The following is a 25,197-nucleotide window of genomic DNA, read 5'->3' as shown; positions in this document are numbered from 1 at the left end:
TCGTCAACAGAAAAAACAAAGCTCCCGGCCTAGATAACGCACCGTCAGTTCATGGCCGCTGCCGCTGATATCGAAGGGTTCGCACAGCGCGCCGGTGGACACGATGTCGCCGGCGCGCAGCGTCTCGCCGCGTTCGGCGGCATGGGCGTAGAGGGCGGCCAGTGAGCTCAGCGGATCGGTGGCGGCATCGCCTTGCAGCGTGCGCGCCTTGGGCTCGCCGTTCAGGTGCACCAGGGTCGTTTGCGCGAGTTCGCGCAGCACCTGCAGGTCGAGGCCTGTGCAGGCGGGCGGGCCGATGATCAGCGCTTCGAAGCCGACGTTGTCCGCCGTGAAGCTTGGCCAGCCGACGCTTTTGCGGTCGATGAAGCGTGAGCGCACCACTTCGAAGGTCAGACAGGTGTGGCGGATGTCATCGGGCTGCACGCCACGGCCCGGCAGCGGCTCGATATCCCGGGCGAGCACGAACGCGATTTCGCATTCGATGGTCAGTGGCCCACTTGCCGGAAGTTGTAGTCGTGTGCCGCTGGGGCGGCAGCGGGCGGCTTCCAGTTGGCCTATCAGCGGCCGCGATAGTTGCGCAGCGCGCATGGCCGTTGGGCTGCCGACGCCCAGCTTCCAGCCGGCTCGGCTACCGCCGGCTGCCTTGAACAGGCAGTCCTGCGCGGCGTAACCCTGTTGCAGGGTATGCGGGCGTAGCGCGACGGGCAGGCTGTCGAGCAGCGTTGCGGCGCGCCAGGTTGTCAGCAGCAGCGCGGCGGTAGCCGCAGGGTCGAACGCATCGGTTTGCATGGTGGTTCCTGGTGAATGAACGGATCAGTGGGGATGGACAGGCGCTGGCAGGCTGGCTGGCGGCGCGGCGCGAAACTCCACGCCCAGCAGCCGCTCGTAGACCTTGATCATGGCGCCCTTGTCGTCGCTGCCATGGCCTTGCAGCAAGGCCGTCTGGTAGATCGCCGTGGCGGCCGAGAGCAGCGGCAGGGGAATGCCCAGATCGGCGCTCAGGCGTGCTGCACTGGTGAGGTCCTTGTAGGCGTGATCGAGCGGGTAGGCGCTGTCGAAGCGGCCAGCGAGTATGTGCGGCAGAAAATAGCTGGACGCATGGCTGCGCCCGGTACCGTTGTTGACCACGGCGCTGACCTTCTCCGCATCCAGGCCGAGCTTGACCGCCATCGGCAGAACTTCCGCCAGCGCCGCGCAATTGATGTCGTAGAGCAGCTGGTTGATCAGTTTGGTCAGTTGGCCGTTACCGGCTTGCCCCATGTGCAGGATGGTGGTGGCCATGCTTTGCAGGTACGGCTGCATTTCTGCAAACAGCGCTGCGCTGGCCCCGCACATGATCGTCAGTGTGCCGTCGGCGGCCCGTGACGGCATGCCGGACACCGGTGCATCCATGAAGCGAATGTTGCGCGCCTCCAGTTGTGTGGCGATGTCGACGGTCTGTCGGTAGTCGACCGTGCTGGTGTCGATGATCGTGCTGCCGGGGTGCATCCACTGGGCAATACCTTGGTCACCAAACAGCAGGTCGAGGATTGTTGAGGCATCCGGCAGACACAGGAACACGATGTCACTGGCGGCCAGGCGGCGAAGATCATCGGTTGCCTCGGCGCCAAGGTCACGCAGGGCTGAATAAGCACGGCTGCTTGCCGAATGAACCAGCAGCCCGGGGTGGTCATGCAGCAGGTTGATGGCCATCGGCTGACCCATCTGACCGAGTCCGATAAAGGCGATTTGCATGGTAGCGGCTCCTGCCGGTTGGAATGCAGGCCATGCTAGGTATCTCCGTTTTGTAACGGAAATATATTGTTATGATGCTTGGTATCACAAATCGTTATGAGTTTTGCCGTGAACCTGAGAGCGTTGAAGTGCTGTGTGGAAATCGCCCGGCTGGGCAGCTTCACCCGAGCGGCCGAGGCGATGCATATCGCCCAACCAGCGCTGAGCATGGCCGTGACGCGCCTCGAAGAGGAGCTGGGCGTGATGCTCTTCAACCGCGCCGCCCGACAGATCACCGTCACTGCCGAAGGCCAGGTGTTTCTGGAGCGTGTCGCCAAGGCGCTGCTCGAACTGGATATGGCGCGCCAGGAGTTGGGCGACATGGCCGATCTGCAGCGCGGCGAGATACGTCTCGGGGTGCCGCCGATGTTCGGCATCCATTACATGCCGGAGCTGCTCAGCGCCTTTCGTCAGGCGTATCCGGGCATCGTCATGAGCGTGTTCGAAGGCAGTGCCGACGAGATCGGCCGGCTGCTCGAAGCGCGGCAGATCGACCTCGCCCTGCTCGAATCTCGGCGGGTGAGCAGCGCCTGGGAATCGGTGCTGCTCGGCACTGACGAAATGGTGCTGTGCATGAACCAGCAGCATCCCCTGGCCGGTGAGGCACGACTACCGGCAGGGCGTCTGCAGGACGCGGATATGGTGGTGTTCGACCAGAGCTTCCTGCAGCGCCACCTGCTCGATGCCTTTTGCGCCGAGGGCGGGGTCACCTACCGCATCGCCCTGCAAAGCAACTTCGTGTCCTTGGTGACCCGGGCGACCCTGGATGGGCTGGGCATTTCCACCCTGTTGCGCTCGGTGCAGCAGGGCGAACCCGGTATCGTCGGTGTGCCCTTCGAGCCGCCGCTGGGCATGAGTTTCAGGTTGTGCTGGCGAGCCAACGAATACCTGTCGCTGGCCAACCGGCGCTTCGTCGAGTTCGCCCAGCATGCAGGCTTTTTCGGCCGTGCGGCAGGCTGAGCGGATGGCCGACAGGTGGCGCCGTTGCGTCTGCCGGGGAAACCGCTTGCAGGAGTGGCAAAAAGTAGCGAGACAGGATTCAATGGCGCTTCGCTCTGCTCCCATTTCCCTGCCTGCTCGGTTCCTATCGTGATATCTGATGACGCCGAAGCGCTTCGGCAGCGGCTGCAAGCACTAGAAGACGAAAACGCTCAACTGAAAGCCAGGTTGGCTGCATCGCGAGGCGAGGGCCAGGCTGCGGACCGCGAGATGCAGTTTCAGAAGATCTTCGAGCAGGCGCCTGCGGCGATGGCCGTGCTGCGAGGCGAGCAGCTGCGCTTCGAACACATCAACCCGGCTTATCAGCGGGTGCTGGGCCTGGGCGATGTGACCGGCAGGCCGGTACGTGAGGTGCTCGCCGGGCGCATCGAGCGACGTTTCATCGAACTGATGGAGGAGGCCTACCGGCGCGGTCGCCCGGTGCGGGCACGGAATTTCCAGATGCCCGGTAAAGACGGCTATCAACTGGACTTCCTCTACCTGCCGCAGTTCGATGTCCATGGGCAGGTCGATGGCATCTTCGTCCAGGAAATCGACATCGCCGAGCAGCGTCGTGTCGAGAACGCGTTCGCTCAGGAGCGCGAGCGCTATGAATTTCTGTTCAACACCATGGATGAAGGCTTCTGCGTCATCGAGTTCTTCGATGGTCCCCATGGGCCGCTCAGCGATTACATCCATATCGAGGCCAACCCGGCCTATGCCGAACACGCGGGTATCCGCAACGTGGTCGGCCAGAAATTGCGCGAGATGGTCGGCGAAGAGGCGGACAGCTGGGTCGCACGCTACGGCCATGTGCTGCACACCGGCGAGTCGATTCGCTTCGAGCAGGAGCTGATCGCCACGGGCCGCCACCTGGAAATCAGTGCCTTTCGTGTCGGGCCCGCCAGTCGCAAGCAGGTTGCGGTGCTGTTTCAGGACATCACCCAGCGCAAGCAGGCCGAGGCCTCGCTGCGCCAGCTCAACGAAACCCTGGAGCTGCGTGTGCGCGATGCCAACGAGGCGCGTCGGGTGCTGGCCGGGGTGGTGGATGGCGCCGATGCACTGATCTTCATCATGGGCTTCGATTACCGCTGGATCGCCATCAACGGCTCGGGCATGCGCGAGTTCGAGCAGGTCTTCGGCGTTTGCCCGCAGATCGGCGACAGCATGAAGGACAACCTCGCCGATCAGCCCGAGAACCTGGCTGCCGTGCTCGCGCCCTGGGAGCGTGCGCTGGCCGGTGAAGAGTTCGATGTGGTGGTGCCCGTCGAGGCCGCAGAAGGTACCCGCCATTACGAAATGCATTTCAGCCGTTTGAACGACAGCGATGGCCGCCAGATCGGCGCCTACCAGTTCGTCTACGACATCACCGAGCGCCTGCGCGAGCAAGAGCGCCTGAGCGTGGTGGAAGATGCACTGCGCCAGTCGCAGAAGATGGAGGCGGTCGGGCAGTTGACCGGCGGCATCGCCCACGACTTCAACAACCTGCTGACCAGTATCAGTGGTTCCCTGGAATTGCTGCAGATGCGCCTCAGCCAGGGCCGCCTGAGCGATGTCGAGCGCTACGTCAGCGCCGCGCAGAGTGCCTCACGGCGCGCCTCGGCGCTGACCCACCGGCTGCTGGCTTTCTCGCGCCGGCAGACACTCGACCCCAAACCGACCAACGTCAATCGTCTGGTGGTCGGCATGGAGGAACTGATACGGCGCAGCGTGGGGCCGCACATCACCACCGAAGTGGCGCTGGCCGCGGGCCTGTGGTCGAGCTTCATCGACGGGCCGCAGTTGGAAAACGCGTTGCTCAACCTGTGTCTCAACGCCCGTGATGCCATGCCCAATGGCGGCCGCCTGACCATCGAAACCGGCAACAAGTGGATCGACGAGTACGCCTCCCGTGGGCGCAACGTGCCGCCGGGCCAGTACCTGTCGCTGTGCGTCACCGATACCGGTACCGGCATGAGCGAAGACGTGATCGAACGCGCCTTCGAGCCATTCTTCACCACCAAGCCGATGGGCGAGGGCACCGGCCTCGGGCTGTCGATGGTGTACGGTTTCGTACGCCAATCCGGCGGGCAGGTGTGCATCTATTCCGAAGTCGGCCAGGGCACCACCATGTGCCTGTATCTGCCGCGTTACTACGACAGCGACGAAGAAGAGACCGAGCCTACCAGCCAGTCGAGCAGCCCGCGCACCGACTCGCGGGAAACCGTCATGGTGGTCGATGACGAGCCGGCCATCCGCATGCTGGTCATCGAGGTGCTCGAGGAGCTGGGCTACACCACGCTCGAAGCCGGCGACGGTGCTGCGGGCCTGAAGATTCTGCAATCCGATGTGCGCATCGATCTGCTGGTGACGGATGTCGGCCTGCCCGGTGGCATGAACGGTCGGCAACTGGCTGACCTGGCGCGCGTCGAGCGGCCGGAGCTCAAGGTGCTGTTCATCACCGGCTATGCGGAGAACTCGGTGATCGGCAACGGCCACCTGGCCCCCGGCATGCGCCTGCTGACCAAGCCCTTCACCATGGAGGCGGTGGCCAACCGCATCCACGAGATGATCGCGGGCGACAGGTTGGGCTGAGGCTACCTGCACGTTCCTTCCATAGGTATATTGGTCGATAACCAGATACCTATACGTTTTAGCTATGGAAGGGCAATGATCAACTTTCGCCTGATCAGGCACCTCTGGCTGTTCCAGGCGGTCGCCGAGGAGCAGAGCTTCAGCCACGCCGCCAAGCGCCTGGGCATGTCCCAGCCGCCCTTGACCGAGCAGATCCAGACGCTCGAACACGCACTGAAGGTCAAGCTGTTCGAGCGCTCGCGCCGGGGTGTCACGCTGACGCCGGCCGGTGCAGCCATTCTGCCGGCCGTACGCAAGTTCGCCGATCAGCTCGAACGCCTCGAACTGGCGGTGCTCGAAGCGGTATCCGGCCAGGCTGGGGTGCTGACCATCGGCGCCATCACCGCGGCGATGACCGACGTGCTGCCGCCATTGATCGAGCGCTTCAAGCTCGATCATCCACAGATCACCGTGGCCGTCAGGGAAATCGACAGTGCCGAAGCCATCCCCGCCCTCGAAGCCGGTGATATCGATCTGGCCTTCGCGCGCCTGGAGGGCAATCTGGGCGCCTCTATCCGTTGTCTGCCGCTGACCGAAGAACGCCTGGCGGTTGCCGTGCCTCGTGATCATCCGCTTGCCGGACGACAGCGGCTGAGCTTCGCCAGTCTGGCGGACGAGCCGCTGGTGATGTCGTCCCGGCAGGTCAGCCCCAGCTACTTCGATCACCTGATCGGCGCCTGCAAGGCCAATGGCCTCAACCCTCGGGTGTTGCACGAGGTGCGTTCGGTGGCGTCGCAGATCGCCTTCGTCAGTTGTGGTCAGGGGCTGGCGCTGGTTCCCGCATCGACCCGCAAGCTGGTGCCCGACAACGTGGTGCTGAAGCCGCTGACGCCCAAGCTCAGCGTGGTCACCACCGCGGTGGTGTGGAGTCGGGTGCGCAGCAACCCTCTGGTGGATGCCTTGCTGGAGCAAATCCAGCCATAGGTTGCGGCTATGGCTGGCTTACCGGCTTCGGAATTTACAGATGGCTGACGCCGAGACACAGTGGCGCCTGCGTCCATCAGCGGAGTCCTCTCTTGTCCACGTTCCATCCCCTCACTCAGGCCCAGGTGCCCTTGAGCATCGACGGCGTCGACCTGGGTGTCGCTGCTCTTCACCGCAGCGGTGAAAAAGCGCCCATCGTCTTTCTGCACGGCTTCGGCTCCACCAAGGAGGACTACGCCGATATCGTGCTTCAGCCGCGTTTCAATGGGCACGCGCTGCTCGCTTACGATGCACCGGGTTGCGGTGAAAGTACCTGCTCGGACCTGTCGCGACTGTCGATTCCCTTGCTGGTGCAGAGCGCTGTGGCGATGCTCGAGCATTTCGCTATCGAGCGTTTCCATCTGGTGGGGCATTCCATGGGTGGGCTGACGGGGTTGATGCTGGCGCATCGGTATCCACAGCGGGTGCTGAGCTTCGTCGATATCGAGGGCAACATCGCGCCGGAAGACTGCTTTCTCAGCCGGCAGATTCACGATTACCCGCACGAGGATGCCGAAGGTTTCTTCACCGACTTCATCGAACGCACCCGCCGTGCCCCGGCTTACGCCAGCGCGCTGTATGCCGCCAGCCTGCGCCACAAGGTACGGGCCGGGGCGGTGCGGGGGATCTTCGAATCGATGGTCGAGCTGTCTGATCAGGGGCAACTGATGGATAAATTCCTTGGCTTGCCGCTGCCGAAGATGTTCATGTACGGCGACCAGAACGCCTCGTTGTCGTACCTGGCGCATATCCAGCGCCACGGCGTGGTGCTGGCGCAGATCCCCGATTGCGGGCACTTCCCGATGTACTCCAACCCGCAGGTGATGTGGGCGCGGATTGCCCATCTGCAAGGCCTTGCTGCCGATTGAGCGACGATGAACCCACTGTACAGCTTCTATTCCCGCAGCCTGGCCAACGGCAGCCTGTTCGCCGTCCTGGCAGCAGCGGGGTTCAGCCTCAAGGCGATCTTCGTGAAATTGTCCTACGCGGCAGGCAGCGTCGATGCGCTCGGCCTGTTGGCCATGCGCATGGGCCTTTCACTGCCGCTGTTCTTGCTGCTCGGCTGGTTGAGCCGCCGGGAAGGGCGTAGCGCACTCACGGTTCAGGACACGCTGCGGGTCCTGTGGCTGGGGCTGGTCGGCTACTACCTGTCCAGCCTGTTCGACTTCTATGGCCTGGAGTACATCAGTGCCGGGCTCGAACGGTTGATTCTCTTCACCTACCCGACGCTCGTTCTGCTGTTCCAGATGATCGCCCTGCGGGAGCGCCCGACCCGCCGCACGTTGCTGGCATCGGCCATCTGTTATGCAGGGCTGGGCGTTGCGTTCATCCATGATATTGGCACGGTTGGCTTCAGTGTGGAGGTCATCAAGGGCGTGGCCTGGGTGTTCGCCAGTGCCGTGACCTACGCACTGTATTACCTGGGCGCTGGCCTGATGGTCGGTCGTCTGGGTTCCATGCGCCTGGCCGCGCTGGCTGGCAGCACCTCGGCGGTGATGGTGCTGGTGCATTTCAGCATCAGTTCCGACGCGGCCGCGCTGGCCGAACTGCCGGTGGCGATATGGGGCTATGCGGCGCTGATGGCGCTGCTATCGACGGTCCTGCCAATCTACTGGATGGCGCTGGCCATTCAGCGCCTCGGTGCGACGCAGACCGCGGCGATCGGCAATCTGGGGCCTTTGCTGACGGTGCTGGTGTCCTGGGCGGTGTTGAGCGAGACGATTTCGCTCTACCAGCTAGCGGGTTTGGCCCTGGTGCTGTTCGGCGTGTCCCAGCTCAAGTCGTCTCAGGCCGCCAGGTAATCGCCGGCAGCGCTTGCTGAACGCAGGTGATCAAGCCTGCTGCGGGCGGCCTTCGGCGAAATACAGTTCGAGCAGTTTGCGCGAGGGTTTCTTGACGTCCTTGTCCAGGTCGACCGATGAGAACCAGCGGCAGTCGGCGATCTCGTTCTGCGGCCTGGCGTCCAGTGCTTCTGGCACCGTTACGCGGAAGACATGGTGGGGGCGGCTGTCGAACTCGTGCAGGGCGAGGAACTCCAGCGCCTGGCTATCCAGCCCGGTTTCTTCGAACAGCTCGCGAAGCGCCGCTTCCGCCGGCCGCTCGTTCGCTTCGATCTTGCCGCCCGGCAGTGTCCATTTTTCTTCGGCCTTGCGCACCAGCAGAACCTTGCCGTGTTGCTGGCAGATGACGGTAGCGCGATGTTTGGCGGATTTGATCATGGGTATTCCAGACTTCGTGTGCGGTGTTCATACAGGGCGTCGAAACGCCAGAAAGTTCGGACTGTTTATGCAGCCTACTCTACTTAATTGCATGCGTGGGATAACCGCATGGCAGACAGCTGCGACGATGATTTCAGAAATGTCGTCACAGGCGCGTCGAGTGCATCACGCTCGGTGCCTGCCAGTGTCGAGAATTGTGCGCTGCAGCCATTGCGGTGAGCAGTAAGAGCAACAAGAGCAGCGAGGCGGCCGCACGGCCAGCCCAGCAGTGAAGACCGCGGGCAGGACGCCGCGTCACTGGAAGGGCAGGTGCCTGCCCAGGGCAAAGCGACCCGGACCACCGATCGCCAGTGTGGTGAAGACGATTGCCAGCAGCCAGGCGAACTGGCCCTCGGCCAGGCTCCATTGGGGATGTACCAGTGCCAGGGAGACCAGCAGCACCGCGAGGATCGGCAGGCTGGCGAGTCGGGTGAAGGGACCGAAGATGATCAGCAGCGGGCACACGACCTCGGCGAATAGCGCCAGGGCAAGGGTGATGACCGGTCCGAGGCCCAGCGGGTCTTCGATCGAGCCGAGTTCTGCCTGCATGTTCGTCAGCTTCGGCAGGCCGTGTACTGCCAGCAATAGCAGGCTGCCAGAGACCCGCAGAAAGAGCAGAGCCCAATCGCTGGGTACCTTGATCGGAGTAGGGAGCATCGCGAACCTCCACGCAAAAGGAGCTGTCACTCTGAGCTGCGCAGTGGTCGGCGTCTTGTATGGCTGTGCGCTTTCTCTACGGACTCGCCTTCCTTGCGATTGACCGGTTGTCTGGTGGCTCTGTCGATGCGTTATATGAAACCATTTTACGTACGAATAAGTAGGTATTGTTTTTCATGAGCGATGATATCCAGAACAACGCTGTTGTTTATGCGGAACGGCAGGCTTTCAACGCTTCATGGTTTGCTTGAAACCATGAAGCTGGAAAATAGAGAGGCGGCTTACATGGCGCGTATTTCGAGTGATGTATCGACTTCGTGGATTTCCAGAGCATCTTTGTTTTCAAAGCAGGGGGTGCCGGTGATGGTGAGCGATTCCATTGTCAGTGGATTGGTGAGCTCGATTGTCAGCAGGAAGGGTGATTCAGTTGGTCGTTGTTCAACGATCGGGTTGAAGAAGTTGTAAAGTGCGTAGATTGCGTCCAAGCAGAGTGTCTTGATCATTTTGTTTATTCTTCGGTTACGGGAGCGATAGGGATTGTTCAGGCCGAGTGGCCTGTATATGAAACTTGCACGTTGACTCGGTAGTGCGCGTGGCGATACGGCAGCTGACACCATGGCCGGTCAAGCCAGAATGGCAGGCTTTGGGTTGGCCTGGGGCGAATCGGCTCCAGAGGCTAGGCCCGCATGTGGTGGGCCGTTGCCGCCCTCAACTAGGAGGAGCGTTTACCACCGCCGCCATGGCTGTTCTGGCCACCTTTGCGGCCTGCTTCCGCTGCCTTCTCACGATCATTGGCAAAGTTGCCGCCACTTTGCTGACCGCCCTTACGGCCTGCCTCTGACGCTTTGGCGCGGTCATTGGCAAAGTTTCCAGGATTGCTGTTAGCCATTTTTGTATCTCCTGATGAGTGGGTGTACGAGGGGTTCGCCCTCCCGTGTACTAAGCAACTTTCCAGCGCTTCGTTCTAGCGAAATCTTTTATATAAGACGGACGGTATAGTCGTGCTGAAGTATTGACTTCTTGCAGTCGGCTAAGTGCTCTACCGCACTGACTAAACCCGCTGGAGGGGGCTTTGAAGTGTGCCTCTTCACGCGGGGAAGACTGTTTTCATGGAGGAAAAATACGGGTGTAGAAAAGTTCGATTTTTTGACGCCGGTATTGAGACTCTTGTCTGGTTTTTTACAGCTTTTTTATTCGATGGACAAAAAAACAGCGCCAACTTATTTGCGTGGTCGTGCACTGTTTCGGATGCGCCCGGGTGTAAGTAAACGACAGGCAGGGTGCCAATAGTCGCTCGCTCCCACTGCCCTTGCGTCAGGTTGCGAAAGGGCAGGCCCGTCCAGCGGTTGCAGCGCATGGGCCGTCCGCAAAGCCAGCAAGCGCCGATACCGTTTTCGGTCAGGTTCGATCAATCAGGGGGGGAGGCACCTTTGGCATTGACGAGCTGCGCCAGGCGGATGGCGATGTCGCGACGGCGGAAGGGTTTGGCCAGCACCTCGAAGTCGCTGATCTGCGTCGGAGTCAGGCTGGCGTAACCGGTGATGATCAACACAGGCAGGTCAGGCATGCTCTGTCTCAGTTCCTGAGCGAGCTGTGCGCCTGTCTTGTTCGCCATGACGTGATCGGTCACCAGCACGTCAGGTTTCAACCCGCCCTCGATCAGTTTCAGCGCTGCGGCAGCCGAACAGGTCTCCGTCACCTCGTAGCCGAGATCATGCAGGTGCAGGCTGGTGGTGTCGCGCACCAGGTTCTCGTCATCCACCAGCAGAACGTGGGTGGGGCGTGGCGCCCTTGGCGCGTCTTCCTCGGTCGAACTGGTGTCGCGGGTGGCCGGTGTATCGGCGATTGGCAACCACAGGCTCACGCGCGTGCCCTGGCCCACCTGCGAGACGATATCGAATCCGCCTCCTGACTGTACGAGCAGGCCCTGTACCATGGGCAGGCCAAGGCCTGTGCCCTTGCCGACATCCTTGGTGGAGTAGAAGGGCTCGATGCAGCGGCGCAGGGTTTCCTCGTCCATCCCGCTGCCGCTGTCTTCCACCCGCAAATGCACGTACTGGCCGGCACTCAGGCTCTCCACGGTGCCGTCGGCCAGTGCGTCGAGCTCGGCGGTTATTTTCAGCCGGCCGCCGTCGAGCATGGCGTCGCGGGCATTGACCGTCAGGTTGAGAATGGCCAGTTCCAGTTGATGCGGGTCGATGAAGACGGTCGGCATCTCGGCAGGAATATCGATGCACACCTCGGTAGTCGGTCCGAGCGAGCGTTGGATCAGGTCGCGCATTTCGCCGATCACCGTTGCTAGGCTGACCGCCTGGGGCTTGAGCGTTTGTCGGCGCGCGAAGGTAAGCAGCCGCTCCACCAGAATGCGCGCACGATCGGCTGCCTGCAGGGCGCCATCCACCAGTTTGCTGGCGCGCTCGTCCGGCACCCGACGACGAATCAGCTCCAGGGACGCCATGATGGGCGTCAGCAGGTTGTTGAAGTCGTGAGCGAAGCCGCCGGTAAGCTGGCCGACCAGTTCCATCTTGTGCGCTTCGTGGAGCTGTGCGATGGCCGCTTCACGTTGCGCAACCATATCGGCTACATGGTCTTCCAGGCCCTCGTTCAAGGCGCGCAGCTCCGCTTCGGCTCGCATGCGCTCACTGATATCCACACAGACGCAGATGGTCCCGGTGACGTGACGCTGCTCGTCCAGCAGCGGTGTGATGTGGTTCTGTGTCCACACGGTCGTGCCGTCGGGACGATTGTGCGGACGGGTGCTCTCGAACTGCTGCCCGCGCCGCAGGCTGCGCTCGCAGGCAGACGCGACGCGTGAGGTTTCACCTGGCTGGCCGAGGTCGTACAGACCCTGGCCGAGCAATTCTTCGCGGCTGCGGCCGACGATTTCGCAGTAACGGTCATTGACCCGAACCAGTGCCCAGGCGTCGTCGCACACGGCAATGCCCGCGCTGGCCTGGTCGAACATGGCCGACAATTGTGCCGAGCTGGCGCGCAATGCAGCTTCGGCCTGGGCGCGGGTAATCCAGGCCCAGGCCAGTTTTGCGGTTTCTTCGGCCAGTTGCGCTTCGTGATCGGTGCATCCGTGGCCGTACTCGTGCTCGATCACCAGTACGGCTTCGAGCGCGTGATGAAGCACCACTGGAACGTGCAGCGCAGCTTGCTGATTTTCATCGCCTGGGCGCAGCAGGGGCTGGCCCGAGCGTAGAAGATCGATTTCCGATGCTTCGTAATGCTCGCCGCCGGAGGCACCATCGTGCTGGGTGGGGTAGCGCTGTTTGACGGCGAACGTCGTGCCATCACCCTGATTTTGCGCGAAGGATACCCGCGAAGCCTTCAGTTCGTCGGTGAGCCTGCGCAGGACGAGTGCTTCCACGCTGTCGGGATCGTTGATCGACGGCAACGCCTGCCCGAGTTCGAGCAGAAACGTCTGGCGGCGCTCGAACTGCACGCGCTCGGTGGTCTCACTGACGATACACAGCACGCCACCGACCGAACCATCCGCCTCGCGCACCGCCGAGTAGGACACGTCGAAATAGACGGTTTCGCCACGGCCGTGGCGCTCGATGTAGAAGGGGCGGTCCTTGGCTGCGAAGGTTTCGCCGGTTTCGCGCACCCCGTGCAGCAAAGGCTCGAGGTCATCCCACAGCTCTGTCCAGCTTTCCACGGCCGGCCGGCCCAGTGCGCGCGGGTGCTTGTCGCCAATGGTGGGGGCATAGGCATCGTTGTACAGGGCGATGTAGTCGGGCCCCCACAGCAATGCGATCTGCGCCTTTACCGGAAGTACGGTGGCCATGAGCGTCTTGAGGCTCGGCGACCACTGGGCAGGAGAGCCGAGTGGCGAGTTCATGCCATTGCCGCTTTGCAGCAATTCGCCGATTTTCCCGCCGCTGGCCAGGAAGTCGAAGCGCTCGATTGCGCTGTCTCGGGGTGCGGTCTTGGTCAACTGATCCATATCATCAAGGCGAGCACTGTAATTGAGGGGCGAGGCGCTTCAGGCCTCGCCTTTAAGAGGTGTGAAGCGCTATTTACGTTCCACTGGTTTTTGACGTTTGTGACGTCATGCCGCCCCGGCGTGTCAGTGCCGCCTGGCGCTCGTCTGCGGGGAGCTGGAGAGGTGCGCCTCGCTCGGCGTCACGGCACTATCGGTCTGCGCTTTTCTTGGCGGGTTTTGCGGTCTGGTTGACCAGGTAACTGCGGCGAATGCGTTCGACTTCGCCGCTGCGGACCAGCCCCTCCAGAGCGGTATTGAGCTCAGGTAGTCGATCGGCGTGCTGCCTTTGCAGTTTGATCACCAGGGGTGCTTCGCTGAGTTTGGCACCGCGGGCGAAGCGTCCAGGCTCGAGATGGCGCGCGGAGAGCAGGTCGGTGAATACATCGTCTACCACTGCAATGGCGTCCACCCGGCCAAGCATCAGCAGATCCAGCAACGCAGGCTCGCGTGAGGTTTCCACTTTCATCAGCCGTTTGTCTCTGAGTGGAGCATCCAGAGTCTGGTAGGTGTAGCCCCGCACGATGCCAATGCGCAGGCCCTGCAATTCACCGAGTGACAATTGCCGCGCCGGGTGGTCTTTTAGGAAGTACAGGTATTCGCGAACGTGCAGATAGGGCTGCGAATACACGAAGCGTTCGCTGGCATTCGCCGAATTCCACTGTGGTGAGTCGGCGTAATTGAGATCCAGGTGGCCTTCGTCGAGCAGCAGATTGAGACGGTTGGCGGGGTAGAACACGAATTCGACCTGCAAGCCGCTCTGCTTCATGACCTTGCGAACGATGTCCACGGCAATGCCGGTGGCCTGTCCATCGGCATCTTCAAAGCTGTAAGGGTGCCACTGTGCGCCGCCACCCAGCAGGGTTTGCGCCGAGCTCGCGCTGCACCATAGCGCGATCAGCAGAGCGTAGCTGTGCAGCACGCGGCAACGTCTCATGGAAACCTCATGACATCCCTGTTGATAGGGCGCCAGTTTAAACCAGCAGCATGGCGGATTGATGTCGACTGGCCGGCGATATGCGGTGATTCTGCAGGGATCATGCCTTGTTGGCTCAATGCGTATGGTTCCTAACCGCCAAACGGTCAGAAACTTTGAGGCAACTCTCTGCTCGTGGTGATGTCATTTCGTTATCATCTGCCGTGTCATCTGTGTCACGTGGAACCCGGCCCCGTTTTTAGCGACAAGTGAGAGAAAGAACGATGTTGGCGCCCAACCCACCCCTTCCGTTGAATGAGTTGAGCCGGCAGGCACTGCTCGATGAGCATCCGTGCCTCCTCGAACAGAGCGCCGACCCATTTCTCGACGAAGTGGTGAAGATGGCGGCGATGTACTTCAAGACGCCCATCTCGCTGATCACCATTCTCGACCGCAAGCGTCAGTGGTTCCGCGCCCGTGTGGGTACCGAGCTGCAGGAAACGCCGCGCAGCGATTCGTTCTGCGCCTACAGCGTGGCGATCGGTGAGAGCGTCGAGGTGTGCGACGCCACGCTCGACCCACGTTTTCGCTGCAATCCGCTGGTCACCGGCGATCCTGGCATTCGCTATTACGCTGGCGTACCCCTGGCCCTGGATAACGGCATCATCCTTGGCAACCTGTGCGTGATCGACACCGAGCCGCGGCAGCCGATGTCGGCGGGCGACATGGCCATGCTGCAGCAAATGGGGCGCCTGGCCATGAGTCGTCTCAATGAATTGCGTATAGCCGCTTTCACCGATGGCGCCACCGGGCTGTTCAACCACGCCAAGCTGGATGAAGACATCTCCGATGCGCTGAGCAAGGGCGATAGCCCGTTGGCCCTGGCCATCGAGCTGGTTTCGCCAGCGCAGTTGAACGACATGCTCAAATCCCTGGGCTTCCGCTTCCTCACCGACTTCACCCTGGCGGTCAGGGACACCCTGCGTGCCTTGCTGCCCCACGGCTGGGAGCTCTACAAGATCAGCGCGCTGCGTTTTGCCTGTAGCGTGCCGGCCAGCCAGCAGGAGCAGGCCGAGGCCGTGTTCCGGCAACTGGTTGACGCGTTCAGCAAACCCATTCACTGCCAGGGCCTACCGGTGCTGCCGCAGATCGGCGTGGGCGTGCTGCGCCTCAGTGCAGACGAGCTGCCGGCTGACTGGATGCGTCTGATCGTCTGTGCGGCTGACGAGGCGCGCACTTCGGGCCGTGGCTGGGCCTACTACGACCACCAGATGGATGTCGCCCAGCAACGCAGTACCCGTTTGCTCAATGACCTGGCCGACGCGGTGCGCGCCGACGACCAACTGCGCCTGGTGTACCAGCCGCGTGTCGACCTGCATAGCGGCGCCTGCATGTCCGTCGAAGCGTTGCTGCGCTGGACGCATCCGACGCTGGGCGAGATCGGCCCTGCCGAATTCATTCCCTTGGCCGAGAAGACCGTGCTGATCCACGCTGTCAGTTTCTGGGTCATCAACCAGGCGATCACGCAGATCATCACCTGGCGCCAGAGCGGTCTCGATCTCAAGGTCGCCATCAATGTCTCCGCTGCTGATCTCAATAACGATCACCTGGCCGACGAGATTATCCGTCTGCTGGCCCGCCACGAACTGAACGGTTCCTGCCTGGAAGTGGAATTCACCGAGAGCGCGCTGGTCGGGGATCTCTCGGTAGTGATTTCGCAGCTCGAACGTCTCAAGGCGATTGGTGTGGACATCGCCATCGACGACTTCGGCAGCGGCTACAGCAACTGGTCCTACCTGCGCGATATCCCGGCCGACACGGTGAAGCTCGATCGTTCGTTCATGGATGACCTGCGCCCCGGTCAGAAGGACTGGAACATCGTTCGCGCACTGATCAGCCTGGCCACGGAACTGGATCAGCGGGTGGTCGCGGAAGGCATCGAAACCGAGCAAACGCTGCAGATCCTGCGTGAGTGGGGTTGCCAGGAGGCCCAGGGCTACTTTATCTCTCGCCCATTGGAAGCGCCGGCGTTGGTTGCCTGGCTGAATGCGAAAGCGGGTGTTCGTGTCAGCGAGCAGGGAATCGTGATTTGAAGCGCGAGGCCTTGATTGCCCCCAAGGGGAGTGGGGTTTTCAGGTGTGCAAGCTGATAGCATCGAGAGGCGCCGCCCAATAACGAGCTCCCGCCATGGCACTGCACCTCTGGTTCACCTTCTTCCTGGCCTATCTGGCCACCACGCTGACGCCTGGGCCGAACGTGCTGCTGGTGGTGCGCAATGCGCTGCGCCATGGGCCGGCGGCCATGGGGGCGACGCTGGTCGGCAACCTGACGGCCCAATTGCTGGTCACTACCGGCGTTGCCCTGGGCGTCGGTGCGCTACTGGTTGCCATGCCCACGGCGTTTCTGGCCCTGAAGATCGTCGGTGCCGGCTACCTGATCTACCTGGGGGCACGCCAACTGCTCAGCCGCAGTGCGGGCACCCATGCGCTGACGGTCGCGCACTACAGCCCCGTAGCGAAATGGCGCATCGCCGGCGAGGCGTTTCTGGTGTGGGTCAGCAACCCCAAATCGATGATCTTTCTCTGTGCCTTCCTGCCGCAGTTTCTGCAGGCGGATCGTTCCGTGCCGGTGCAATTCGCAGTCATGTACCTGACCATCGCCGCGGTCGTGGTCAGCGTGCATTCGGTTTACTGCTACACCGCGTTTCGCTTCAGCAAACGCCTCGGTGCTGCGTATTGGGTCGCAGCGATCAAGCGTTTGAGCGGGGCGCTGTTTATCGGGCTTGGGGTTCGCCTGCTCTCGGTTCGGGCGTAGCAAGCGCGCGTTCACGTGGGCTGGAAAGCAGAACGCCGACCCTTTCAGGTCGGCGTTCTTTATTGCCAGGCCAAATGATCAGCCTGCTTGGTGCAACATCTAATTTTTCAGCGCTTTATCCGCAGGCTGGCTGTAGGTTTCGGCGCAACTGATGTGATCGCTGCCGTCCCAGCACTCGACGTTCTTCAGGTCCGGCATGTCGTCGCGGTGGAACACCGGCTCCACACCTTTGCGGCGCTGTGCGTTGTAGTGGCTGAGCAGACGGGCAGCGATGCCGGCCAGCGGTACGATGGCGACCAGGTTGGTCAGTGCCAGCAACGGCATGAACACATCGGCCATCGCCCAGACCACCGACACCTTCGCCACCGAACCGATCAGTACGAAGGCCATCACCAGCACGCGAAACAGGTTCAGGCACAGCTTGCTGCCGAATATGTACTGGATGTTCGACTCGCCGTAATAGTAATTGCCGATCACCGAGGTGAAGGCGAACAGCAGAATGGCGAAGGTCAGGTAATGAATCGCCCAGCTGCCGAGCTGCTCGGCCAGCGCCCATTGCGTCAGGCTGGCACCCAGGGCGGCATCACCGTAGGCATGGCCCGGATCGGCCAGGAGGATGATCAGCGCCGTCATGGTGCAGATGACCAGGGTGTCGAAGTACACGCCCAGGGTCTGCACCAGGCCCTGCTTGACCGGGTGCGAGACCGATGCCGTGGCGCTGGCATTGGGCACCGAGCCCATGCCCGCTTCGTTGGAGAACAGGCCACGGCGCACGCCCATCATGATCGCCGCGCCGATGCCGCCACCGGCAATCTCGCGCCAGCCGAAGGCGTGGGCGACGATATCGGCGAATACGGCCGGCACGTCGCCGATGTTGAGGACGATCACCACCAGGCCGATGCCCAGGTACATCACCGCCATCACCGGCACCACGGTCACCGAGACCTTGGAAATGGTCTGCACGCCGCCGAAGATGATCACCCCGGTGAGCAGCGTGAGCGCGATACCGACGCCCCAGGCCAGCGTCTGACTGCCGCCTTCGCCGCCGAACGACGTCTGCATGGCATCGACGATGGAGTTGGCCTGCACCGAGTTGAACACCAGCCCATACGTGATGCTGATCATCACCGCAAACACCACCGCCAGCCAGCGCCAGCCCAGCGCGCGCTGGATGTAGTAGGCCGGGCCACCGTGGTAGCGGTACTGCTTGTCCGACTTGTATAACTGCCCCAGGGTCGACTCCACGAACGATGTCGCGCCGCCTACCAGGGCTACCATCCACATCCAGAACACCGCACCCGGCCCACCAAGGGCGATCGCCGTGGCCACCCCGGCGATATTGCCGGTGCCGACCCGCGACGCGGCTGAAATGGTGAAAGCCTTGAAGGAGGAGATCGCCTCCTTGTCGCCGTGGTTACGCTCGAGAATGACCCGAAACATCTCGGGGATCATCCGCAGCTGCACGCCACGACACACGTAAGTCAGATAGACGCCGCTGAGCAGCAGCATGGGAATGGCAAGGTAAGTCCAGAGCAGGCCGGAGAAGGCATCGAGCAACGCAGACACAGGCGTCTTCCTTTGGTCGTCTTATTCGAAAGGGCGCGAGGATAGGCCAATACGCCCAAATTCCCAAACCCGATGCCGCTGACGGCAGGCCGATAAGCCCCTTTCCCTTACCCGCAGCGGTACTGCTTAGGGCCGGGAAGGGCGCGATGGTTCAGGTAAACGAAGCGGCGAGAGAGGGGCGTATCCGCTGTGGAGAGCGCTTTATGCGGTGAGGTGGTGGACAAGCTTCGCGTTGTCCACCCTACGAAAGTGGGGCGAAGCGGCCTCTGCCTGCAATCGAGCTTTACTGAGCAACCAGCACCTTGTCGAGCAGCTCGTAACCCGCTCTGTCGGCGTAGCCTCGGCTGCGGTAGAACCTGCGTGCGGGCTCGTTATCCCGTGACAGTTGTAGCGCGATATTGGTGTAGCCCCGGCGTGCGAACTCGGACTCGGCGACGGTCAGCAGCTCTGCCCCGACTCCGCTTCCGCGCTGTGATGACAGCACGAAGAATTCGTCGATCTCTGCGGTGAGCCCGAGGTATTCGAGGCTGAATACCTGAACGGCGAGCAGATAACCCACTGCGGCACCGTCCACCCGTGCAATCCAGCCAGCCCCCAACTCCGGGGTGGATAGCAGGCGAGTGAGCTGGATGGCGACGCGGGTCTGATCGAAGCCGGTAATGCCCTCGAACTCCCAGTAGCTGGCCACCAGGGGGAGCAGGGCCGGTACGTCGTTTGGGGTCGCTTGCTGTATGCGCATCATGTTCTGGATCAGCCTGCTGATAGTGGCTTGGGAGACTTCGGGAAATACGGCATGACAGGCCGTCTGCCGCGCTGGTTCGTCCGTGGTCCGGGTATCGGCAGGATGATAGCGTCGTATCGGCGTAGTACGCACTCTACTGGGTAGGTTGGTTGCATCGTGACGAGTGCTACCTCGTGCAGTCGATGGCTCCCAAACTGACGGCAGATCCAGGCTCAGGGAATCAGCTTGGCTTCGCGCAGGTGCTCGAATACAGCGAAGGAGGCATCGTCGCTGGCCTGATAATCGAGGAAGCCCAGCTTACGGCTTTTTTGATCGTTCCCACGCTCTGCGTGGTAATGCATTGGTGGGACGCTCTGCGTCCATGCATCGTTCTCTGAGCTCGCAAATCGTGGCGCGGAGCGCCACAGACTGAGTTCCCACGCAGAGCGTGGGAACTATCGCAGGTAGAGCCCAAAGACCATCAACAGGTTCTTAAGGAATCAGCTTGGCGTCGCGCAGGTGCTCGAATACGGCGAAGAAGGCATCGTCGCTGGCCTGATAATCGAGGAAGCCCAGCTTACGGCTTTTTTGATCGTTCCCACGCTCTGCGTGGTAATGCATGGGTGGGACGCTCTGCGTCCATGCATCGTTCTCTGAGCTCGCAAATCGTGGCGCGGAGCGCCACAGACTGAGTTCCCACGCAGAGCGTGGGAACTATCGCAGGTAGAGCCCAAAGATAATCAACAGGTTCTTAAGGAATCAGCTTGGCGTCGCGCAGGTGCTCGAATACGGCGAAGAAGGCGTCGTCGCTGGCCTGGTAGTCGAGGAAGCCCAGCTTGCGGCTTTTCGACATGTCGGTGACCACTTCGATCGGCCGGCCAAGGTCGGCGTCGGTGTGCCAGGGCGAGATCAGTCGCTCGATTTTCGCTTCGGCGAGGCCGTGCTTGGCGGCAAGCGTGTGCCAGATCTCGGCATCACCGGCCATCTGTTCTTCCAGCGGTGCAGGCTTGCCTTCGAAAGCGGCGGCTTCGATGCCGAACCACTCGGCGATGCGCTGCCACATCCAGCTCCAGCGGAACACGTCACCGTTGACGATGTTGAAGGCCTGGTTGGCGGCTGCCGGGGTGGTCGAGGCCCAGTGCAGTTGCCTGGCCAGCTGGCGGGCGTCGGTCATGTCGGTCAGGCTGTTCCACTGCACGGCCGAGCCGGGGAAGCGGAACGGGCGACCGGTTTCACGGCAGACCGAGGCGTAGACGGCGAGGGTGGTCGCCATGTTCATGGCGTTGCCGACTGCCACACCGGTGATGGTGTGCGGGCGGTGCACGCTCCAGGTGAAGCCATCGCGCTTGGCGGCGGCGAACACTTCATCTTCCTGGGCGTAGTAGAAATTCTCCACATCAAGGCGGCCCTGTTCCTCGCGGAACGGCGTCTGCGGCAGGCTGCCCTTGCCGTACGCTTCGAATGGGCCGAGGTAGTGCTTGAGCCCGGTGACCAGCGCGACATGCTTGACGCTGCCGGCTGCACGCAGGGCGTCGAGCACGTTGCGGATCATCGCCGAGTTGACGCGGATGTTCTCCGCTTCGGTGGCCTGGCGTGCCCAGGTGGTCAGGTAGACATGGCTCGGCTTGAGCCCCTCGAGGGCGCTTGCCAGCGAGGCCGGGTCGAGCAGGTCGGCGGCCAGCGGGGTGATGTTCTCGGCGGCCTTGGGGTTACGGGCCAGACCGGTGACCTGCCAACCCTGATCGGCCAGCAGGCGGGAGGTGGCGCTGCCAACGATGCCGCTAGCGCCAACGACCAGTGCGTGATGTGTCATTAGAGATTCCTTCGAAGATAGAGCCTTGGCACCATAGCGATGCTGACGACTCAAACCAAGACGGCACCAAAAGGTAACCACCCCGATGCAAACCGGATCTCCCGAAGAACAATGGCGCGAGGACTGCGCGCCGCGGCGTGTGCTGGAACTGTTTTCCACCAAGTGGACGAGCATGATCCTGCACACCTTGCACGCCCGCCACGGCGGCAGCGCCCGTGCGGGTGTGCTGCACCGCAGTCTGCCCGGCATCTCGAAGAAAATGCTGGTGCAGACGCTGCGTGAACTGGAAACCAGCGGGCTGGTGAACCGGCAGGTGTACGACAGCGTGCCGCCGGCTGTCGATTACTCGCTCACCGAACTGGGCCAGCGGCTGGTCGAGCCCATCGAACTGATCTACGACTGGGCCCGACAGAACGCACCGGCTCTCGATGCGCTGCAACCCAGGCAGTCATCGCGCAGGCGCTGACTTCGAGGGAATGGTCGAGTTGTAGGAGCCCCGACCTCGGGGCGAATCGTAGTGGCAACGCCGATAACGGGCTGTGCCCACCATCGTTTCGCGCCGAGGGCGACGCTCCTACGGGGCTGTGATTCTGATGGCGCCTACGCTCCCGTGGGAACGATCAAATTTTGCTAGCTCCCACGCTCCGCAAAGGAGCAGCTATCGTGGCAATCCTCGTCCACTCACTTGACATCACAGAGCCTCCAAATGTAGGAACGGTACATTTGCTGCCTTGATGATGACCTCTACAGCACTTGGCTCTCTGGTAAGCCCAAGATCAAAAACAGTACTCTCGTGTAGGTCGAGCCAATCTTCTAGTAAAAGTGGCATCAGAACTTGTGCTGTAACATCTGTTTTGGACAGTGCCTCGCGCAAGGCATCGCTTTCCCTGGCCTACACCGCTGCTAAAACCTCATCAATGTCCGCCATAGGGCTCAGTGGATAAAAGCTATAATGTGCTGCCCCAGTTCGGGAGTGGCGCGGCTCTTATGTTTCTGGTGGATAATTGTAGTCCCACCGAAAAAAACCATGCTCTTTGAATCCATCGCCTCTTATGGACTCTTTTTTACTTTTTATATAGTTTGGCGGTGGACACGTCACGTTCTTCATCCAGTAGCCAAGAAACCCGTCGTTGATGCCTGGTAAACTAATCATTTCAGCATGAAGTGGGTTGAGCTCGGGAAGGGAGAAATATACGAATTCTCCTATGGACTCTTTTATCCACTCTTCCGGATCTTGTGTCTCATGTAAAGGTGTTTGGTGCAGTGGGGATTTTGCTAGGTCTACAAAGTCTCGGATATGTGTCATTGACCAATTGCAAAACTCTAGAGTCTCTCCGGTGCCAAAGGCGATATCACTCAGACGATCTACCGTTTCCTCTGGTGGCGTTGGGATACGATCACTGAAGTGCTCCACGTTCTTTTCAATGCATAGTAGAAGGTACCTCGCGACCAGTGAGCCCAAGTGATGAACTACCAAAGCCGGATGCTCGCCGGAACCACCGCCAATAACTAAGTTCTCGGGTGAGCATGAAAATTCGTATTCGCCCCAGGCACCATCTTTAATGGTCTCAAGCGGGTGGTAGATTGGTAGGCCATTAATATAGCCGACCAGTTCATGCTTAATGGAGTCAATGTAGCTCATGTCTTTGCCTAAGTCTTGGTTAATAGGGCGAGTTGAGCTGATAGTATTTACAGGCCCTTAGCTGAACAGCTGGGTGCGCATCGACTGCCATGCCTCCCAGCAATTCTCTGCGACGATATCTGGATAGCCTCTTTTTTGCTCGCTATCTAGCGCGGCGCTGAAAGGGAGTTTTACGCAGGTCGCATTGTTGCGGATATCAATTACTTCCTGCTCGGTGAGCGGAGCACCTTTTTGCTTTTCTGCCGCGTGGAGAACGGTCACTAACGCGGGAATGAAAACCAGGCACAATGGGCCGTCAGGTGTTTTGGTCATGTCGACTCCTACCAGCAAACTGTACGTCAAAGATGAGCCCGGCACGTCCAACCATTCTGGTGGCGCCCACGCTCGAGCGTTGGTGCCTGATCTGGACGCTCTGCGGCCAATGCTTAGTCACTCAACGATCAGTTTCCAGTGGGTGCTGTCTTGGCTTTCACGGGCTGCGGTCGAACCATACCTTGCGGCCAGTAAATGATGCAGCCGGCAGGGGCGTTGCCATAGCAGTTGTATGAGCTGTAGCTGGAAAAATCCGGTTCGAAGCCCAGGTCGCGCATGCACTTGGCCTGTTCCTGGATCTTTTGCACACCTGCACTCATCTGATCGATGAAGTCGCACTGCTTGAGCGCCGTATCGACATCGGTTTTGGCTTGCCTGGTGGGTTCCCACATTACCCGTGCAGGCTGAGCCGGTTGGTAGTACGAAGCACAGCCGGCAACGCTGGCGGCGATCATCCCTGCAATCAATTTCTTCATACGTCTGCCTTCCCTGTGATGATTTGAAGCTATGAATGCCTGGCGTACCGGACATGCGGTCCGGCCGTCACGCCGGCTGCATGCCCGCGCGCTTGAGCAGTTGCTTGCAGCGTTCCGAAAGGTGCACCACGCGCAGGTGCTTGCCGGCCTTGCTGTAGCGCTCGCGCAGGGTCATCAGGGCGGCGATGGCTGAGTAGTCGACGAAGCTCAGGTGGCGGCAGTCGAGGGTCACCTCGGCGGGGTCGTTGGCGGCGTCGAACAGGTTGAGGAACGGCGCGGTGGAGGCGAAGAACAGGGTGCCGTGGGGCAGGTAGAGCTTGCTGCCGTCGGCTTCGATATGGCTGTCGGCGTAGAGCTCGCGGGCGTGATGCCAGGCGAAGTTCAGCGCGGCGATGACGATACCGCAGAGCACGGCGGTGGCCAGGTCGGTGAGCACGGTGATGACGGTCACCGCGATGATCACCAGCACGTCGTTCAGCGGCACCTTGCCAAGCACTCGCAGCGAGGCCCAGGCGAAGGTCTGCTGGGCGACCACGAACATCACGCCGACCAGTGCGGCCAGGGGAATCAGTTCTATCAGCGGTGAGAGGAACAGCACGTAAAGCAGGATCATCACCCCGGCGACGATGCCCGAGAGCCGACCGCGGCCGCCGGAGCTGAGGTTGATCATGGTCTGGCCGATCATCGCGCAACCGCCCATGCCGCCGCACAGGCCGGAGGCGATGTTGGCCGCGCCCAGGGCCACGCACTCGCGATCCGGGTGGCCGCGGCTTTCGGTGATCTCATCGGTGAGGTTGAGGGTCAGCAGGGTTTCCAGCAGGCCGACCATGGCCATCAGCACGGCGTAGGGGAGGATGATCCACAGGGTCTCCAGGCTCCAGGGAATCTGTGGCAATGCCGGCACGGGCAATCCACCGGCGATCTGCGCCATGTCGCCAAGGGTATGGGTGGGCAACTGCAGGAAGTAGGTGAGCAGGCCGACGCTGAGGATCGCCGCCAGGGCTGGCGGTATGGCGCGGGTCAGACGCGGCAGGATGTAGACGATGGCCATGGTCAGCGCCACCAGACCGAGCATCAGGTACAGCTCGTTGCCGGCTATCCAGTGGCCGTCATGCTGGAAGTGCTCCAGTTGCGCGGTGGCGATCACGATGGCCAGGCCGTTGACGAAACCGAGCATCACCGGGTGCGGCACCATGCGCACCAGCTTGCCCAGGCGCAGCGCGCCGAAGGCCAGCATGATCAACCCGCCGAGCAGTACCGTGGCGAGCAGGTATTGCACGCCGTGCTGCACCACCAGGGCGACGATGACCACCGCCATGGAGCCCGCAGCACCGGAAATCATCCCGGGGCGGCCACCGAACAGGGCGGTGATCAGGCAGATAAAGAAGGCGCCATACAGGCCCATCAGCGGGTTGACCTGAGCCACCAGGGCGAAGGCGATGCACTCCGGCACCAGCGCGAACGATGACGTGAGACCGGCCAGGACATCGGCGCGCAGACGAGCGATTTTCATGGGTTACCTGATCGAGCAAGACGGACGGCCCGGCGTGGGGCCGAGCGTGGCACGGCCTGTGCGGCCTTGGCGTTGAAAGGTTGCCGATGGTAAGGAATCGTCGAGGCGAAGGCCAGTGCCGGGGATCTGGATGGCCATGTCGCCGGGGCCCTGCGACAAAACAACCAGCCGACGAAATGTGGCCTGGCTGGCAT

24 protein-coding genes and 1 pseudogene are annotated in these 25,197 nt (G+C 61.5%); 8 read left to right on the top strand and 17 right to left on the bottom strand.

Annotated elements, in window-relative coordinates; genetic code table 11:
* Positions 1 to 3: 3 nt before the first annotated feature.
* Both QRN22_RS13380 and QRN22_RS13375 read right to left on the bottom strand, forming a co-directional pair.
* Positions 4 to 789, bottom strand: a complete 786-nt coding sequence (locus tag QRN22_RS13380) for a 2-keto-4-pentenoate hydratase (RefSeq protein WP_042552198.1) — start codon at positions 787 to 789, stop codon at positions 4 to 6.
* A gap of 24 nt (positions 790 to 813) precedes the next feature.
* Positions 814 to 1,734, bottom strand: coding sequence for an NAD(P)-dependent oxidoreductase (locus QRN22_RS13375; RefSeq protein WP_042552199.1), 921 nt, complete (start codon positions 1,732 to 1,734; stop codon positions 814 to 816).
* 108 nt (positions 1,735 to 1,842) lie between these two features.
* Between QRN22_RS13375 and QRN22_RS13370 the strand changes: the two genes are divergently transcribed.
* The 5 genes from QRN22_RS13370 to QRN22_RS13350 all read left to right on the top strand — a co-directional run bounded on the left by QRN22_RS13370 (position 1,843) and on the right by QRN22_RS13350 (position 8,129).
* Positions 1,843 to 2,733, top strand: a complete 891-nt coding sequence (locus QRN22_RS13370; RefSeq protein WP_042552200.1) for a LysR family transcriptional regulator — start codon at positions 1,843 to 1,845, stop codon at positions 2,731 to 2,733.
* Between the two features lie 129 nt (positions 2,734 to 2,862).
* Positions 2,863 to 5,325, top strand: coding sequence for a PAS domain-containing hybrid sensor histidine kinase/response regulator (locus QRN22_RS13365; RefSeq protein ID WP_156152645.1), 2,463 nt, complete (start codon positions 2,863 to 2,865; stop codon positions 5,323 to 5,325).
* Positions 5,326 to 5,400: 75 nt separating this feature from the next.
* Positions 5,401 to 6,288 (top strand): LysR family transcriptional regulator, encoded by an 888-nt coding sequence (locus QRN22_RS13360; RefSeq protein ID WP_042552201.1) that lies wholly within the window; start codon positions 5,401 to 5,403, stop codon positions 6,286 to 6,288.
* 92 nt (positions 6,289 to 6,380) lie between these two features.
* The gene (locus tag QRN22_RS13355; protein WP_042552202.1) at positions 6,381 to 7,196 is read left to right on the top strand and encodes an alpha/beta fold hydrolase; all 816 of its coding nucleotides are present in this window, start codon (positions 6,381 to 6,383) and stop codon (positions 7,194 to 7,196) included.
* Positions 7,197 to 7,202: 6 nt separating this feature from the next.
* Positions 7,203 to 8,129: a DMT family transporter gene (locus tag QRN22_RS13350; RefSeq protein WP_042552203.1), complete on the top strand. Its 927-nt coding sequence runs from the start codon at positions 7,203 to 7,205 to the stop codon at positions 8,127 to 8,129.
* A gap of 30 nt (positions 8,130 to 8,159) precedes the next feature.
* Here QRN22_RS13350 and QRN22_RS13345 read toward each other — a convergent pair whose 3' ends face one another.
* The 6 genes and pseudogenes from QRN22_RS13345 to QRN22_RS13320 form a co-directional block, all read right to left on the bottom strand.
* Positions 8,160 to 8,546 (bottom strand): NUDIX hydrolase, encoded by a 387-nt coding sequence (locus QRN22_RS13345; protein ID WP_042552204.1) that lies wholly within the window; start codon positions 8,544 to 8,546, stop codon positions 8,160 to 8,162.
* A 294-nt stretch (positions 8,547 to 8,840) separates the two neighbouring features.
* Positions 8,841 to 9,242: a DoxX family protein gene (locus QRN22_RS13340; RefSeq protein WP_042552205.1), complete on the bottom strand. Its 402-nt coding sequence runs from the start codon at positions 9,240 to 9,242 to the stop codon at positions 8,841 to 8,843.
* Between the two features lie 281 nt (positions 9,243 to 9,523).
* Complete coding sequence (locus QRN22_RS13335; RefSeq protein WP_042552206.1) at positions 9,524 to 9,745, bottom strand: hypothetical protein; 222 nt, start codon at positions 9,743 to 9,745, stop codon at positions 9,524 to 9,526.
* Between the two features lie 209 nt (positions 9,746 to 9,954).
* Positions 9,955 to 10,116 (bottom strand): annotated as a pseudogene (locus QRN22_RS13330) (con-10 family general stress protein); the annotation flags it as partial.
* Positions 10,117 to 10,650: 534 nt separating this feature from the next.
* Entirely contained in the window at positions 10,651 to 13,194 is a 2,544-nt protein-coding gene (locus tag QRN22_RS13325; protein WP_042552208.1) for a PAS domain-containing protein, read from the bottom strand.
* Positions 13,195 to 13,381: 187 nt separating this feature from the next.
* Complete coding sequence (locus QRN22_RS13320; protein WP_042552209.1) at positions 13,382 to 14,167, bottom strand: substrate-binding periplasmic protein; 786 nt, start codon at positions 14,165 to 14,167, stop codon at positions 13,382 to 13,384.
* A 263-nt stretch (positions 14,168 to 14,430) separates the two neighbouring features.
* On the opposite strand from QRN22_RS13320, the gene QRN22_RS13315 reads away from it, so the two are divergent.
* Both QRN22_RS13315 and QRN22_RS13310 read left to right on the top strand, forming a co-directional pair.
* Positions 14,431 to 16,239 (top strand): sensor domain-containing phosphodiesterase, encoded by a 1,809-nt coding sequence (locus QRN22_RS13315; RefSeq protein ID WP_042552210.1) that lies wholly within the window; start codon positions 14,431 to 14,433, stop codon positions 16,237 to 16,239.
* Between the two features lie 94 nt (positions 16,240 to 16,333).
* Positions 16,334 to 16,960: a LysE family translocator gene (locus QRN22_RS13310; RefSeq protein WP_042552211.1), complete on the top strand. Its 627-nt coding sequence runs from the start codon at positions 16,334 to 16,336 to the stop codon at positions 16,958 to 16,960.
* Between the two features lie 99 nt (positions 16,961 to 17,059).
* Here QRN22_RS13310 and QRN22_RS13305 read toward each other — a convergent pair whose 3' ends face one another.
* The 5 genes from QRN22_RS13305 to QRN22_RS13285 form a co-directional block, all read right to left on the bottom strand.
* Positions 17,060 to 18,526, bottom strand: coding sequence for an alanine/glycine:cation symporter family protein (locus tag QRN22_RS13305; protein WP_042552212.1), 1,467 nt, complete (start codon positions 18,524 to 18,526; stop codon positions 17,060 to 17,062).
* Between the two features lie 283 nt (positions 18,527 to 18,809).
* Positions 18,810 to 19,268, bottom strand: a complete 459-nt coding sequence (locus QRN22_RS13300; protein ID WP_042552213.1) for a GNAT family N-acetyltransferase — start codon at positions 19,266 to 19,268, stop codon at positions 18,810 to 18,812.
* Positions 19,269 to 19,480: 212 nt separating this feature from the next.
* Positions 19,481 to 19,609 (bottom strand): hypothetical protein, encoded by a 129-nt coding sequence (locus QRN22_RS13295; RefSeq protein WP_269432924.1) that lies wholly within the window; start codon positions 19,607 to 19,609, stop codon positions 19,481 to 19,483.
* A gap of 130 nt (positions 19,610 to 19,739) precedes the next feature.
* Complete coding sequence (locus QRN22_RS13290) at positions 19,740 to 19,868, bottom strand: hypothetical protein (protein WP_269432925.1); 129 nt, start codon at positions 19,866 to 19,868, stop codon at positions 19,740 to 19,742.
* Positions 19,869 to 19,998: 130 nt separating this feature from the next.
* The gene (locus QRN22_RS13285) at positions 19,999 to 21,060 is read right to left on the bottom strand and encodes an SDR family oxidoreductase (protein WP_042552214.1); all 1,062 of its coding nucleotides are present in this window, start codon (positions 21,058 to 21,060) and stop codon (positions 19,999 to 20,001) included.
* An 85-nt stretch (positions 21,061 to 21,145) separates the two neighbouring features.
* Here QRN22_RS13285 and QRN22_RS13280 point away from each other — a divergent pair, with 85 nt between their 5' ends.
* Positions 21,146 to 21,526, top strand: coding sequence for a winged helix-turn-helix transcriptional regulator (locus QRN22_RS13280; RefSeq protein WP_042552215.1), 381 nt, complete (start codon positions 21,146 to 21,148; stop codon positions 21,524 to 21,526).
* 519 nt (positions 21,527 to 22,045) lie between these two features.
* Here QRN22_RS13280 and QRN22_RS13275 read toward each other — a convergent pair.
* The 4 genes from QRN22_RS13275 to QRN22_RS13260 all read right to left on the bottom strand — a co-directional run bounded on the left by QRN22_RS13275 (position 22,046) and on the right by QRN22_RS13260 (position 25,003).
* Entirely contained in the window at positions 22,046 to 22,702 is a 657-nt protein-coding gene (locus tag QRN22_RS13275) for a hypothetical protein (protein WP_082045706.1), read from the bottom strand.
* A gap of 57 nt (positions 22,703 to 22,759) precedes the next feature.
* Complete coding sequence (locus QRN22_RS13270; RefSeq protein WP_042552216.1) at positions 22,760 to 23,014, bottom strand: hypothetical protein; 255 nt, start codon at positions 23,012 to 23,014, stop codon at positions 22,760 to 22,762.
* Positions 23,015 to 23,142: 128 nt separating this feature from the next.
* A complete protein-coding gene (locus QRN22_RS13265; protein WP_042552217.1) occupies positions 23,143 to 23,469 on the bottom strand; it encodes a hypothetical protein in 327 nt (108 codons plus the stop codon).
* An 88-nt stretch (positions 23,470 to 23,557) separates the two neighbouring features.
* Entirely contained in the window at positions 23,558 to 25,003 is a 1,446-nt protein-coding gene (locus QRN22_RS13260) for a SulP family inorganic anion transporter (RefSeq protein ID WP_042552218.1), read from the bottom strand.
* Between the last annotated feature and the right edge of the window lie 194 nt (positions 25,004 to 25,197).

It is taken from the genome of Pseudomonas sp. MEJ086 (genome assembly GCF_030209025.1).
Lineage (GTDB): Bacteria > Pseudomonadota > Gammaproteobacteria > Pseudomonadales > Pseudomonadaceae > Aquipseudomonas > Aquipseudomonas fulva_A.
Note: the sequence above shows the minus strand (reverse complement) of the source record. Positions and strands in the feature narration are given on the sequence as shown.